This window comes from Poseidonibacter antarcticus (assembly GCF_003667345.1).
Lineage (GTDB): Bacteria > Campylobacterota > Campylobacteria > Campylobacterales > Arcobacteraceae > Poseidonibacter > Poseidonibacter antarcticus.
On the sequence record NZ_RCWF01000011.1, the window covers coordinates 15,437 to 27,759 of the forward strand.

Genomic DNA, 12,323 nt, shown 5'->3' on the forward strand with positions numbered 1-12,323 from the left:
TATTAAAATATAACAAAGGATTTTCATGTCACAAAAAGCAGTAATATTTGATCTAGATGGAACATTAATTGATTCACTAGAAGATTTAGCAAACAGCGTAAATCAAACACTTAGGGAGTTCGGGTTTAAAACGCATGAAATTAATGCATATAAATATTTTATAGGGGATGGAGTAAAAATTTTACTAAAAAGAGCTATAGCTGATACTGTAAATGAGCAAACAATAGCAAAACTTCATGAAAGATTTAAAGTAATCTATAAAAAAGAGATTGATACTAGAACAAAAGTATATGATGGTATTTATGAACTTTTTAATAAATTAGAAAAACAAGATTATCAAAAAGCGATACTTTCAAATAAACCTCATAATTTCACACTTAATTGTATGGATAAATTTTTTAAAGATTATTCATTTGTGAATATTTCAGGACAAAAAGATACTATTGCGAAGAAACCAGATGCACAAGCAGCATTATTAATAGCAAATGAATTAAAAAAAGATGTGAAAGATATATATTTTGTAGGAGATACAAAAATAGATATGCAAACTGCTAAGAACGCAGGAATGATTGCAATTGGAGTACTTTGGGGATTTAGAGATGAAAAAGAACTAAGAGAAAATGGTGCAGATTTCATAGTATCAAATACTAATGAACTCTACAATATTTTAATCTCTTAATATTTTAATGTTTTGTTTATACTTCTAATTCAAAGAATATTTCTTCTACTTTTTCATATTTTGCAACTGAACAAGTAATCTTTGAAGAGTTCTCATAATCTTTGAATTCAGTTAAAAATAGTTTTTTTAACTTCTCTACATTTGAAGTTCTAAAAATAAAGTAACCTAAAATTTCACAACCTCTTGAACCTGGTTTTTCGATACCAAAACTATCGAATTTCCAGTCAACACCTTTTGAAAAGAAAAATACTTCTTTTATTCTCTGTTTTAATTCACTTCTAACATTATTATTAAATGATTTCAAATGAATATAAAATGCAACATTTACATTATATTCATCTTGAACTAGTTTTTGTTCTACTTCTGTTTGTGGTTTTTCTATCAGCTCTGTACTCATATTTTTCCTTTCTTATTTATCTAAATTAAAAATATTACGATAATTTTCTTCTAATGAAGTTTTATCTTTATAATCAATAATTGTTCCAATTTCAATATCAATTATTAAAGTTTTATCTCTTTTGTTTATTGCTTCTTTTAAAATTTCATTTGCATTTGTTCTTATGAAAACAGGCAAAATTGGAAGTCTATTTTTTAAAGCAATAATTCTTGCACCCTCTTTAAAACTAGATAGTGGAGTGTTTTCTTTGTTTCGTGTACCTTCTGGAAAAATAAAAATAGATGTTCCTTCTGATACTACTTCTTTTAATCTTTTAAAAAATGGTGACATATTTTTAGCTTCTCTATCTAAAAGTATTGAACCTGCATTTCTAGTAAACATACCAAAGAAAAAAGAGTTATATAACTCTTTTTTTGCAACCCAATAACCTTTTATATTTATATTCATAAAAGTACGCTCAATTATTAAAGGATCGATAATACTTCTATGATTTGAAATCAATAAAAATTTCCCATCTTGAGGTAGTCTTTCTTTATTAATAATATTTACATCAATTTTTAATTTTGCAAATAAAGCTTTTGTATATTCTTGTCTAAGAAGTATTTTTTCATCTCTTGTTTTTGTTTTTTTAAGACGAAAACCAAACTTATTTGTAAGATAAGTTGAATAAATAGCCATTTTAATTTGTTTGAAATTCAAATATTGTCCTAATAATTTTTAAAATTGCATTCTATCTAAATAATATATAGATATACTTATACTCCAATTTCACACAAAAGGTAAGCTATGAATAATATTACCCTAGAATATACTGATGTTTTCGATGATAATAAAGTAAAAAATTTAACTTTTTCTAAGCACTTAATTAATGAAAACTTTAATGAAGAATCACTATTTGTAACACTAGTTGATGGGAAATCTATGCAACCTATTATAAATCATAAAGCAGTTATTATCTCTGATCTTTCAAATAAAAGTCTTGAGAATGATGGTATTTATTTAGTATATTATAAAAATAAAATGTGGGTTAAAAGATATAATCTAAGAAATAATGAATTTTTCTCAATTAATCCAAATTTTTCACATCTAATTTATAAAGAAAAGGAAATCCATTTAATTGCAAAGGTACTTCTTACCTTTACAAATCTATAAATTTAAGAAATAATAAATGAATATAGAATTAAGATTTTTACAAAAAGCAATAAAAGATAAGAATTATATTTCTTTTACATACAAAAATAAAAAATATATAAAAATAAGACCCCTTAAACTTATTACAAAAAATACATATGTATTAAAAACTTCGGTAAAAGATTTTAATTTTGAATTAATAACAAGGATTCAAATCCTAAAAGAAAAGTTTTAATCCTATAAATAGTATACTTATATATAAAATAAAAGGATAAAAATGAAAAAAATAATTTTAATATCAGCACTAACATTATCAACAATGTTCGCATTTGATCTTGCAAGTACAGCAACAGCAGTTGGTGGTTCATTAGGAATTACAGCTGAAAGCATTGGAAAACAATTAACAGATATTGTTAAAGAAAAAGCACCAACTACTGCTGCACAAGCAAAAACTTATTGTACTCAAGCATCAACTTATAAATCATTTGTAGGAATTGCAGATGATGGAATGATGGCTAAAGCTATTGATATTTGTGCAGAAAAATCAAGTGAAGGTTTAGAAGGTAAAGTTAATGATGCTAAAGATGCAGTTACATCTGAAGCGGCAAAAGCTGTTACTTCTGACTCATCTTCATCTTTAATGGGTACTGCTTCAAAATTATTAGGAAACTAATTCTTATATCAAACCCTTTATGGGTTTGATTTTCTCTTTCACTTTCTCTTTACAACAAGTAAATGATATAATTTATAAAAAACTAAAATGGTTATAAATATGAATACAACAAATTTAATGAACACAGCACTAAAACTAGCACATCTAGACTCTATGCCCTATGATACAAATATTATAGTTGAAGGTGAAAATATCAAAAAAGTACTAATTGGTATTGATATGGAAACTCCAGAATTACTTCTGGCTAAACAGCTCGGATTTGATTGTGTAGTTTCACATCATCCCAAAGCAGACTCTTGCGTAGTTGATTTTGCAAAAGTAATGGATGTACAAATTGAGCGAATGGTAAAAAGTGGAGTACCCATAAATAAAGCACAAAAAGCCTTGAAAAAAATGCAAGCAAGTATCGACTTAGGAAGACATGCCTCTAACTATGACAGAGTAAGTTCAGCAGCAAGACTAATGAAAATGCCTTATTTAAATATCCATATTCCTGCTGATTTTATAACAGAAGAAATAGTTCAATCAAGACTTGATATTGTATTTAATACTAAGCCAAAAACAAAACTTCAAGATATTATCGAAGAGTTAAACTCATGGGAATACTACATAGGAAAAGTTGCACAACCAGTTATAAGAGTGGGATCACCAAGCGACTATGCAGGAAAAATAGAAGTTTTAATGGCGGGTGGAACAAACGGTGGCGTTGATGTTTATAAATCATATTTCGAAGCAGGAGTTGGAACTATTATAGCTATGCACGTTCCTGAAGATGTAAAAAGAGCAGTTGCTGAACAAAATATAGGAAATATAATCATTGCACCTCATATGCCAAGCGATAGTATTGGATTACTTGAAATTGTAAAAGCTTGGAGAGAACAAGGATTTGAAGTTACTTGTATGAGTGGGATTGTAGAATAATTATAATTAATTAAAAGGATAGAAATGAATACTAAAAAAAGACTACATATGCATATTACAGTTGATAATTTAGAAGAAAGCATACATTTTTATAATATACAGTTTGATGCAAAACCTACTAAAGTAAAAGAAGACTATGCACAATGGTTACTAGAAGATATGTCTGTAAACTTTGCAATATCAACAAAAGGTGAAGAAAAAGGTCTTAATCACTTAGGAATTCAATATGAAAGTGACGAAGCATTAGCTACTGCTCAAAAAAGTTTTGAAGATGCTGGAATCAAAGGTAAAGAAGAAGTTGGAGCAATATGCTGTTATAAAGAATCAAATAAATACTGGATAAATGACCCAAGTGGACTAATTTGGGAAAACTATCACTCAATGAATGATGTAGAACTATATGGAGGAAATGAACATAGTGAATGTTGTACTCCAACATTTAATGATGGTAAAAAACCAGCTTTTTCTATTACAAAACCTGATAAGGGTTGTTGTTAATAAAGTATTACAGAATTTTGATACAATGATTTTAGATTTTTATTATCACAAATCAAGGAAAAAATATGCAAAAAAAGTTAAATGTACTAGGTGAGCCATTAGAACCTTGTAGTGTAAATCCACTTACTGGATATTATCGTGATGGTTGTTGTTTCTCTGGAAAAGATAATGATGGTGTTCACGCTGTTTGCATTTACGCAACTGAAGAGTTTTTAGCATATTCTAAAGAAGCAGGTAACGATCTTTCAACTCCAATCCCTGAATATAACTTCCCAGGTGTTAAACCAGGTGAGAGTTGGTGTTTAGGAGGATATAGTTTTGTCAAAGCACATCAAGAAGGTAAAGCACCTCAGATATTTATACATTCTACACATGAAAGAATGTTAGAACTTATTGATTTAGAGACATTGAAATCTTATGCTGTGGATTTATAAGACAAGGTATATAAAAGGATATCAAATATTAACAACTAAAAATAAAAAAATGTTAATTTCAGTACCACAAAACTTAGCAGATGAAATTACACAATTTGCAGAAGATTTAAATCAAAATAAAAGTATCTTAGTTAATCAAGCACTAGAATTTTATTTTGATCATTTAGATTTACAAATTGCAAAAAAAAGAAGTATGGAAAAAAATGAATCTATAAGTTTAAGCCAAATGAGAAAATTATCTAAAGAGTCAGTATAGTTTAAATATTAATAAAAAGGCTTCTAAAGAAATTTTATTTTAGATAAATTAGTAAGGTGTCCCCTGAATTTTAATAATCATCTTTATTTATTTTATCAAAATCTAAAGCAAACTTTCCAGGAACTAATTTAGCTTTTTTAAATTCTACATGTTCAAAACCATTAGATTGACAAAGATTGATGATATTTTTTATTTTAGTTTTTTCTGCTTTATATCCAAAAATTATTTCTTTTAAACATTTCTTATAAAATTTTTTACTTCCATATTCTTTACTTCCATTTAAAGATATCCTAGTAAACCTATATTCCTTTTCATATTTCCAGTCTTTCGATTTTATAGTAAAAAGCCGAGTTAATTCTTTTTCATAATCTTCATCTAATACGGAAATTAATTCATAATCCTCATTTTTTGAGTATTCTACTTTAATACCTTCACTAGGAAGACTATTTTCTTGATTTTTTAATCCTTTAAAACCAAAACATAATCCTTTATGATTATTTGAATAATGAGACCACATTAAAATATTGTTAGGAATAAGAGACAAAGATAAAATACCACTATTAGCTTTCCAAGATTTTATTTCCTTTTCTAAATTAGAAATAAAAATTTTATTAGATTTTGTTTTATTTAGATCTTGTCTTATAGATTTTGTATTCTGTAAAACTTTTTTTTTAAATTTTTTAATTTCAGAAGAACTATATGAATTTATATTTCTAAATTGAAGATTACAATCAAAAGGGTCATTAAAGAAATTTGGGGAGGCAAAATACAACTCTGAAAGTTTAATAATTTGATTAGTATGTTCTCCAAAGTCTCTATATTTATAAAGTAATGTTTCATTCTTTATTTTCATAGACATTCCATGTTTTATTTACCCAATGCCTTCCCAACTAAATACCCACTAGCCCACGCAAACTGTAGATTAAATCCACCTCTATTTCCAACAATATCTAAAACCTCTCCTGCAAAGTATAGGTTTTTGCACTTCTTACTTTCATAAGTTCGATTATCTATTTCATCTGTTCTTACACCACCACCACTGGCTTCTGCGTGTCCGAAGCCTTGTGTATCTGTGATTTTTAGTTTCCATTGATTAAGTTGATATGATATTGCTTTGATTTGTTTTGCGTTTACTTGTCCTGCTTTTGCTTCACTATCAATTTTACAGATTTCTAGTAAAACTGGTGCGATTTTATTTGATATCATTCCTGTTAAAATATCTAAGGCTTTTTGGTTTGGTGTAGTTTTGAATAAGCTTTGGATTTGGTCTGCTAAGTCATTTCTATGAAGCTTTGGGAAAAAATTTACTGCTATTTTTACATCTTGGTACATACTTAGATTATATGCTGCTACTTGCGAAACATCTAAAATAGCAAAACCTGAAACACCGTATTTTGTAAACAGTACATCTCCAAATATTTCTTGTTCAAGCTGTCCGTTTATATATAGTGATACATTACACTCTTTTTTAACTCCTTGCATACGAGAGTGATAGTTTACATCTGTATGAAGTCCTACAAGTGATGGATAAGTTAGATTGAAACTATGCTCAAATTTTGAGGCGAAGTCTAGCCCTGATTCATTTGCATTTAGTTGTGGTGCAGCTCCTAGACCGTTTGATATTAGAACTTTATCATAGTCTTTATACTCTTTATCATTTGTTTTGATATTAAACTTGTTTTCAATCTTTTGAACATCTGAGATAAGTGATTCTAAATATATGTTAACACCTAAAGAATCGAGTGTTAACTCTAAAAGCTTAGTTACTGATTTTGCTTCATTTGATAATGGATATACTTTGTTAGTCTCTTTTATATCAAGAAGTAATCCAATACTTTTACAGAACTTTTCAAAAGATTTAAAATCAAACTCTTTTAAAGCATAGCTAACAAAATCAGGATTCTCTCCTAAATAGTTTTTAGCTGTCACTTGGCTATTTGAGATATTACATCTTCCATTTCCACTAGCTAATATCTTTTTACCAATACCTTTGTTTGCATCAAATAAATCTATTTGAATATCTTTGTTTAATCTTTTAGCAGTTATGGCTGCTATTATTCCAGCAGCTCCCGCTCCAATTATTGCTATTTTCAAATCACACCTTAATAAAATATTGCAAGCCATATTGTTGGCTGCATTTGATTTGTGTATTTTACCCTATGTTTTGTAAAAGCAGGAATATTTATAAAATCACCCTCTTTTAGAATCACTTCTTTATGTTCATATTCTAAGATGGCATTTCCTTTTAATATAAGAACAAATTCATTTTCTTTTTGCTCATACCAAAAGTTTATGGGTGAGCTTTGTCCATTTGATACTATTTTTTCTATTCTTATATTGTCATTTTTGATTAATTCAAAGAATTGTTCTTGTTTTTTATCTATTATAATATTTTCAAATATATTATTCTTCATATTTTAAGCCTTTTTATTAATAAAATTATAACTATTTTATACTATATTCCCTATTATTAAACTATAGTATTTTAATCAACTATTATATTTTAAGAAATTTATCAATAAATTTTGAAATTCTTTTTATCTTTATTACTTCTGAAATAAAAAATTATTCTTTATCTAAAAGTTACCATTATATAGGATTTATATACAATTATTTACTTGAAAATGATTTAATAAATTAAACTATAATTCTTAATTACAAGTATTTTAATATAGATTATTCTATTAATTTTGATAAAATCACTTGACATTGAAATAAAAATATTCTATAATTTCACCATAATTAAAAAACGAAAGAAAGAAGGATTACACAATGCATAACGAAACAATTGCAGTTCACGGGGGCTATAATAAGAAAGAGGGTTATGGTTCAATGGCTGTACCAATTACTCAAACTACTGCATATGCCTTTAGAGATTCAGAACACGCTGCAAATTTATTTGCTTTAAAAGAATTAGGACCAATTTACACAAGATTAAATAATCCTACAACAGATGTACTAGAACAAAGATTTGCACAACTTGAAGGTGGAGCAGCAGCTTTATGTGTTTCAAGTGGTCAATCATCAATTTTCTATGCCATTGCAAATGTTGCTCAGGCTGGAGATAATATTTTAATCTCTGATAAATTATATGGTGGTGCAGTTACTTTATTAACTCATACTATTAGAAGATTTGGGATTCAAGCACATGTTTTTAAATCTGAAGATGCTTCAAATTTAGAAGAACAAATTAATGATAAAACAAAAGCGATTTTCTTTGAATCATTATCAAATCCACAAATTGCAGTAGCAGATATTGAAAAAATAGTTGAAATAGCAAAAAGAAATGGTGTTTTAACAATTTGTGATAATACAGTTGCAACAGCAGCTTTATTTAACCCAATCAAATGGGGTGTTGATGTTGTAGTTCATTCAACTTCAAAATATACAAATGGTCAAGGTACTGTACTTGGTGGAATTATTGTAGAAAGAGATGGTTTAGCAGAATTCTTTAAAGAAAATGCAGAAAAATATACTGAATTTACAACACCAGATGATTCATACCATGGTTTAGTTTATGTTGATGTTCCTCTTCCAAACTTTTGTTTAAGAGCTAGATTATCATTAGCACGAGATATTGGTGCAGTTCAAGCTCCGCTTAATTCTTGGTTATTAATTCAAACATTAGAAACTCTGTCTTTAAGAGTTGATAAACATTCTGATAATGCTTTAGAAATTGCAGAATTTTTAAGTGCACATCCAAAAGTAAAAGCAGTAAATTATCCAGGTTTAAAAACTGATAAATATTATGATAAAGCTCAAAAATACTTTAAAGATGGAAAAGCATCTGGACTTATTTCTTTTGATGTTGAGTCATTTGATGAAGCAAAAAGAGTAATTGATAGTGCTAAATTATTTAGCGTTGTTGTAAATATTGGGGATAGTAAATCACTTATTGTTCATCCAGCATCTACAACTCACTCTCAATTAACAGAAGAAGAGTTAACAAAAGTTGGTGTTAAACCAGTTACAATTAGACTTTCAATTGGTTTAGAGAACACTGAAGATTTAAAAGCTGATTTAGAACAAGCGTTAAATTAGGAATTTGAAGAAATGCCATTAATTTCAACAAAAGGTGTATATGGTTTAACAGCCATGTACGAACTTAGTAAACATGAAGCAGATACTCCAATGCAAATCAAGGAAATCTCTTCAAATGCTAATATTCCTCAGAATTATTTAGAACAATTATTGAGTAAACTTAGACGTGCTGGACTTGTTAAAAGTATAAGAGGTGCTAAGGGTGGGTATGTTTTAGCATTTTTGCCTAAAGAAATTAAGGTAGTTGATATTTTAGTAGCACTAGAAGGTGATATTAAAGTTGTTGATGTGAAAGCTAAAAACCCGATATTAAATATATTCTTTGATGAGTCAAAAGAACAAATAAAAAAGATTTTTGATTTGAATCTATCTAATTTAGATGATTATCAAGATAAATATAACGAATTTTTACATTACAGTATATAAAGGAAATTAAAATGAAATATGCAAAAAATATAACAGAATTAATTGGTAATACACCTTTAGTAAAATTACAAGGTGCAAGTGAAGAAAGTGGTGCAACTGTTTTAGGGAAATGTGAGTTTATGAATCCATCACATTCTGTAAAAGATAGAATTGGTACAAATATGATTAATAAAGCTTTAGAGCAAGGGTTAATCAACAAAGACACAACAGTTATTGAACCAACATCTGGAAATACAGGTATTGCCTTAGCAAGTGTTTGTGCAGCTTTAGGAATCAAATTAGTTCTTACTATGCCTTCATCAATGAGTATTGAAAGAAGAAGATTATTAAAAGCTTTAGGTGCTGATTTAGTATTAACAGAACCTGAAAAAGGAATGAAAGGTGCTATTGATAAAGCTCTTGAGTTAAGTGAAGAAAATTCAAATTCATTTATTCCACAACAATTTGCAAATGCAGCAAATCCTGAAATTCACAGATTAACAACTGCAAAAGAAATTATTGCAGATACAGATGGAAAAGTTGATATTTTCATCGCAGCAATTGGTACAGGTGGAACAATTACAGGAACAGGTGAAGTTTTAAGAGAAAATAATCCAAATGTTCAAATTATTGCAGTTGAACCTGATGCTTCTCCTGTATTAAGTGGTGGTAAACCAGGTCCTCATAAAATCCAAGGTATTGGTGCTGGATTTGTTCCTGATGTTTTAAATACTGAACTTTATAACGAAGTTATCCAAGTATCAAATGAAGATGCAATTGCAACTTCAAGAGCATTAGCTAAAGAAGAAGGTTTATTAGTTGGTGTTTCAGCTGGTGCAAATGCATTTGTTGCAAAACAAGTTGCATCTAGACCTGAAAACAAAGGTAAAACAATTGTAACTATTCTTTGTGATACAGGTGAAAGATATTTAAGTTCAGGACTATATGATTATGACGAAGAGTAAAATCTCTTCGCTCTCATATAAATAAAATAAGGTATGAGGTAGAAGAATGCAGGAAAAAGCTTACAGATCAGTTGTCAAAAGCATATCTTGGCGTGTAATTGGGACTCTAGATACAATAATAATCTCATATTTTATTACTGGTAATTTAAAAATGGCAGCCTCTATTGGATCAATAGAATTATTTACAAAAATGGCTTTATATTATTTTCATGAAAGAGCTTGGAATAAAATCAATTTAGGTAGAGTTAAACCATCAGCAAATGATTATCAAATATAAAGGCATTTTATGAGTAAAGAGTTAGTAGAAAAATTAAATTTAGAATTAAAAGATAAATCTACAAATGAAATATTAGAGTATTTTTTAAAGAATTATAAAAACACTTCAGCACTAAGTTCAAGCCTAGCTGCAGAAGATCAAGTTTTAACAGATATTATTTTGAAAAAAGATAAAGATGCAAGAATCTTTACATTGGATACAGGTAGATTACATCCTGAAACTTATGATGTTATGGATGCAACAAATCTAAAATATAATATCAAATTAGATGTATATTTTCCTAATGTTGATGATGTTCAAAATCTCTATAAAACACAAGGTGTAAATGGACAATATGAAAGTATTGAAAAAAGAAAAACTTGCTGTGGTATTAGGAAAATTGAACCTTTAAAAAGAGCCTTAAAAGGTTTAGATATTTGGTTTACAGGATTAAGAGCAGCTCAAAGTGTTACAAGAACCCAAATGAAACTTATCGAGTGGGATGAGGGATTTAATATAATAAAAGTAAATGCCTTAATAGATTGGAATGAAGATGATGTATGGAGCTATATAAAAGAAAATAATGTTCCATATAATAAACTTCATGACCAAGGCTTCCCAAGTATTGGATGTGCACCCTGTACTAGAGCCGTTCAAGACGGTGAAGATATTAGAGCAGGACGATGGTGGTGGGAAAACCCAGAACACAAAGAATGTGGTTTACACAGAAAATAATAAAAGAAAGGTATCAAATGGAAATAAGTCAAGATAGATTAACGCATTTAAAACAGCTAGAAGCAGAATCAATGCACATAATGAAAGAAGTAGTAGCAGAGTTTCAAAACCCTGGTATGCTTTATAGTGTAGGGAAAGATTCATCTGTAATGCTACATATTTTACAAAAAGCATTTTACCCAGCACCACCACCATTACCTTTAATGCATGTAGATACAAAATGGAAATTCAAAGAAATGATTGAATTTAGAGATAAACGTGCAAAAGAAGTAGGAATGGAATTAATTGTTTACTCAAATCCAAAAGGAATTGAGATGAATATTTCTCCATTTGAACATGGAAGCTCAGTACATACAGATATTATGAAAACTGAGGGATTAAAAAATGCTTTAAATATCCATAAGTTTGATGCAGTATTTGGTGGAGCCCGACGTGATGAAGAAAAATCAAGAGCAAAAGAGAGAATTTATTCTTTTAGAGATAAAAACCATAGATGGGATCCAAAAAACCAAAGACCAGAACTTTGGAATATTTATAATGGAAGACATACTAAAGGTGAATCAATTAGAGTATTCCCATTATCTAACTGGACAGAATTAGATATTTGGCAATATATTTATCTTGAAAATATTTCTATTCCTGATTTATACTTCTCAAAAGAGCGTGAAGTAGTAGATTATATGGGTGCAAAAATCATGGTAGATGATGAAAGAATGCCTGAAGAACTTAGAAAAACAGCAAAAAAAGAAAAAGTAAGATTTAGAACACTTGGGTGTTATCCACTAACTGGTGCAGTTGAAAGTGAAGCTACAACATTACCTGAGATTATTCAAGAAATGCTTGTTTGTACAACAAGTGAAAGACAAGGTAGATTAATTGACTCTGATGGTGATGCATCAATGGAGAAAAAGAAACAAGAAGGGTATTTTTAA

Annotated in this window: 19 protein-coding genes; 14 read left to right on the plus strand and 5 right to left on the minus strand. The window is 28.6% G+C overall.

Annotated features, from left to right (window positions below; genetic code table 11):
- The first annotated feature begins 25 nt into the window (after nucleotides 1-25).
- Nucleotides 26-679, plus strand: a complete 654-nt coding sequence (locus tag D9T19_RS11620; RefSeq protein WP_121628408.1) for an HAD family hydrolase — start codon at nucleotides 26-28, stop codon at nucleotides 677-679.
- 16 nt (nucleotides 680-695) lie between these two features.
- Here the strand turns inward: D9T19_RS11620 and D9T19_RS11625 are convergent, their stop codons facing one another.
- Nucleotides 696-1,076, minus strand: a complete 381-nt coding sequence (locus tag D9T19_RS11625; protein ID WP_121628409.1) for a hypothetical protein — start codon at nucleotides 1,074-1,076, stop codon at nucleotides 696-698.
- 12 nt (nucleotides 1,077-1,088) lie between these two features.
- Nucleotides 1,089-1,775: a lysophospholipid acyltransferase family protein gene (locus D9T19_RS11630; protein ID WP_121628410.1), complete on the minus strand. Its 687-nt coding sequence runs from the start codon at nucleotides 1,773-1,775 to the stop codon at nucleotides 1,089-1,091.
- Between the two features lie 87 nt (nucleotides 1,776-1,862).
- Between D9T19_RS11630 and D9T19_RS11635 the strand changes: the two genes are divergently transcribed.
- The 7 genes from D9T19_RS11635 to D9T19_RS11665 all read left to right on the plus strand — a co-directional run bounded on the left by D9T19_RS11635 (nucleotide 1,863) and on the right by D9T19_RS11665 (nucleotide 4,989).
- A complete protein-coding gene (locus D9T19_RS11635; protein ID WP_121628411.1) occupies nucleotides 1,863-2,228 on the plus strand; it encodes a S24 family peptidase in 366 nt (121 codons plus the stop codon).
- Nucleotides 2,229-2,244: 16 nt separating this feature from the next.
- On the plus strand, nucleotides 2,245-2,442 hold the full coding sequence (locus D9T19_RS11640; protein ID WP_121628412.1) for a WYL domain-containing protein: 198 nt from the start codon (nucleotides 2,245-2,247) through the stop codon (nucleotides 2,440-2,442).
- 42 nt (nucleotides 2,443-2,484) lie between these two features.
- Nucleotides 2,485-2,880 (plus strand): hypothetical protein, encoded by a 396-nt coding sequence (locus D9T19_RS11645; RefSeq protein ID WP_121628413.1) that lies wholly within the window; start codon nucleotides 2,485-2,487, stop codon nucleotides 2,878-2,880.
- 99 nt (nucleotides 2,881-2,979) lie between these two features.
- Nucleotides 2,980-3,801 carry a hypothetical protein gene (locus D9T19_RS11650; protein WP_121628414.1) on the plus strand — a complete coding sequence of 274 codons (822 nt, stop codon included), beginning with the start codon at nucleotides 2,980-2,982 and terminating at the stop codon, nucleotides 3,799-3,801.
- Nucleotides 3,802-3,825: 24 nt separating this feature from the next.
- Nucleotides 3,826-4,299: an ArsI/CadI family heavy metal resistance metalloenzyme gene (locus D9T19_RS11655; protein ID WP_121628415.1), complete on the plus strand. Its 474-nt coding sequence runs from the start codon at nucleotides 3,826-3,828 to the stop codon at nucleotides 4,297-4,299.
- A gap of 65 nt (nucleotides 4,300-4,364) precedes the next feature.
- Nucleotides 4,365-4,733 carry a DUF2237 family protein gene (locus tag D9T19_RS11660; RefSeq protein WP_121628416.1) on the plus strand — a complete coding sequence of 123 codons (369 nt, stop codon included), beginning with the start codon at nucleotides 4,365-4,367 and terminating at the stop codon, nucleotides 4,731-4,733.
- Between the two features lie 49 nt (nucleotides 4,734-4,782).
- Nucleotides 4,783-4,989 (plus strand): hypothetical protein, encoded by a 207-nt coding sequence (locus D9T19_RS11665; RefSeq protein ID WP_205588718.1) that lies wholly within the window; start codon nucleotides 4,783-4,785, stop codon nucleotides 4,987-4,989.
- A 70-nt stretch (nucleotides 4,990-5,059) separates the two neighbouring features.
- On the opposite strand, the gene D9T19_RS11670 is transcribed toward D9T19_RS11665, so the two are convergent.
- From D9T19_RS11670 to D9T19_RS11680, 3 genes are read right to left on the minus strand one after another with little or no spacing between them, the layout of a single operon-like run.
- Nucleotides 5,060-5,842: a DUF2971 domain-containing protein gene (locus D9T19_RS11670; protein ID WP_162984577.1), complete on the minus strand. Its 783-nt coding sequence runs from the start codon at nucleotides 5,840-5,842 to the stop codon at nucleotides 5,060-5,062.
- 14 nt (nucleotides 5,843-5,856) lie between these two features.
- Nucleotides 5,857-7,083 (minus strand): BaiN/RdsA family NAD(P)/FAD-dependent oxidoreductase, encoded by a 1,227-nt coding sequence (locus D9T19_RS11675; protein ID WP_121628418.1) that lies wholly within the window; start codon nucleotides 7,081-7,083, stop codon nucleotides 5,857-5,859.
- Between the two features lie 8 nt (nucleotides 7,084-7,091).
- Nucleotides 7,092-7,403 (minus strand): cupin domain-containing protein, encoded by a 312-nt coding sequence (locus D9T19_RS11680; RefSeq protein WP_121628419.1) that lies wholly within the window; start codon nucleotides 7,401-7,403, stop codon nucleotides 7,092-7,094.
- A gap of 358 nt (nucleotides 7,404-7,761) precedes the next feature.
- On the opposite strand from D9T19_RS11680, the gene D9T19_RS11685 reads away from it, so the two are divergent.
- The 6 genes from D9T19_RS11685 to cysD are packed head-to-tail and all read left to right on the plus strand — an operon-like array spanning nucleotide 7,762 to nucleotide 12,323.
- Nucleotides 7,762-9,030, plus strand: coding sequence for an O-acetylhomoserine aminocarboxypropyltransferase/cysteine synthase family protein (locus tag D9T19_RS11685; RefSeq protein ID WP_121628420.1), 1,269 nt, complete (start codon nucleotides 7,762-7,764; stop codon nucleotides 9,028-9,030).
- 12 nt (nucleotides 9,031-9,042) lie between these two features.
- Nucleotides 9,043-9,456, plus strand: a complete 414-nt coding sequence (locus tag D9T19_RS11690) for an RrF2 family transcriptional regulator (RefSeq protein ID WP_121628421.1) — start codon at nucleotides 9,043-9,045, stop codon at nucleotides 9,454-9,456.
- An 11-nt stretch (nucleotides 9,457-9,467) separates the two neighbouring features.
- Nucleotides 9,468-10,400: a cysteine synthase A gene (gene cysK / locus D9T19_RS11695; protein ID WP_121628422.1), complete on the plus strand. Its 933-nt coding sequence runs from the start codon at nucleotides 9,468-9,470 to the stop codon at nucleotides 10,398-10,400.
- Nucleotides 10,401-10,446: 46 nt separating this feature from the next.
- Complete coding sequence (locus D9T19_RS11700; protein WP_121628423.1) at nucleotides 10,447-10,677, plus strand: DUF2061 domain-containing protein; 231 nt, start codon at nucleotides 10,447-10,449, stop codon at nucleotides 10,675-10,677.
- Nucleotides 10,678-10,686: 9 nt separating this feature from the next.
- Nucleotides 10,687-11,391: a phosphoadenylyl-sulfate reductase gene (locus tag D9T19_RS11705; protein WP_121628424.1), complete on the plus strand. Its 705-nt coding sequence runs from the start codon at nucleotides 10,687-10,689 to the stop codon at nucleotides 11,389-11,391.
- Nucleotides 11,392-11,408: 17 nt separating this feature from the next.
- A complete protein-coding gene (gene cysD / locus D9T19_RS11710) occupies nucleotides 11,409-12,323 on the plus strand; it encodes a sulfate adenylyltransferase subunit CysD (protein ID WP_121628425.1) in 915 nt (304 codons plus the stop codon).

Bases quoted from the DNA above. Each gene is read 5' to 3' on its own strand.
- D9T19_RS11665 (WP_205588718.1), top strand. From the start codon at position 4,783: ATGTTAATTTCAGTACCACAAAACTTAGCAGATGAAATTACACAATTT.
- D9T19_RS11625 (WP_121628409.1), bottom strand. From the start codon at position 1,076: ATGAGTACAGAGCTGATAGAAAAACCACAAACAGAAGTAGAACAAAAA.
- D9T19_RS11645 (WP_121628413.1), top strand. From the start codon at position 2,485: ATGAAAAAAATAATTTTAATATCAGCACTAACATTATCAACAATGTTC.
- D9T19_RS11660 (WP_121628416.1), top strand. From the start codon at position 4,365: ATGCAAAAAAAGTTAAATGTACTAGGTGAGCCATTAGAACCTTGTAGT.
- D9T19_RS11655 (WP_121628415.1), top strand. From the start codon at position 3,826: ATGAATACTAAAAAAAGACTACATATGCATATTACAGTTGATAATTTA.
- D9T19_RS11620 (WP_121628408.1), top strand. From the start codon at position 26: ATGTCACAAAAAGCAGTAATATTTGATCTAGATGGAACATTAATTGAT.
- D9T19_RS11700 (WP_121628423.1), top strand. From the start codon at position 10,447: ATGCAGGAAAAAGCTTACAGATCAGTTGTCAAAAGCATATCTTGGCGT.
- D9T19_RS11635 (WP_121628411.1), top strand. From the start codon at position 1,863: ATGAATAATATTACCCTAGAATATACTGATGTTTTCGATGATAATAAA.
- D9T19_RS11705 (WP_121628424.1), top strand. From the start codon at position 10,687: ATGAGTAAAGAGTTAGTAGAAAAATTAAATTTAGAATTAAAAGATAAA.
- cysK (WP_121628422.1), top strand. From the start codon at position 9,468: ATGAAATATGCAAAAAATATAACAGAATTAATTGGTAATACACCTTTA.
- cysD (WP_121628425.1), top strand. From the start codon at position 11,409: ATGGAAATAAGTCAAGATAGATTAACGCATTTAAAACAGCTAGAAGCA.
- D9T19_RS11670 (WP_162984577.1), bottom strand. From the start codon at position 5,842: ATGAAAATAAAGAATGAAACATTACTTTATAAATATAGAGACTTTGGA.
- D9T19_RS11650 (WP_121628414.1), top strand. From the start codon at position 2,980: ATGAATACAACAAATTTAATGAACACAGCACTAAAACTAGCACATCTA.
- D9T19_RS11680 (WP_121628419.1), bottom strand. From the start codon at position 7,403: ATGAAGAATAATATATTTGAAAATATTATAATAGATAAAAAACAAGAA.
- D9T19_RS11685 (WP_121628420.1), top strand. From the start codon at position 7,762: ATGCATAACGAAACAATTGCAGTTCACGGGGGCTATAATAAGAAAGAG.
- D9T19_RS11640 (WP_121628412.1), top strand. From the start codon at position 2,245: ATGAATATAGAATTAAGATTTTTACAAAAAGCAATAAAAGATAAGAAT.
- D9T19_RS11690 (WP_121628421.1), top strand. From the start codon at position 9,043: ATGCCATTAATTTCAACAAAAGGTGTATATGGTTTAACAGCCATGTAC.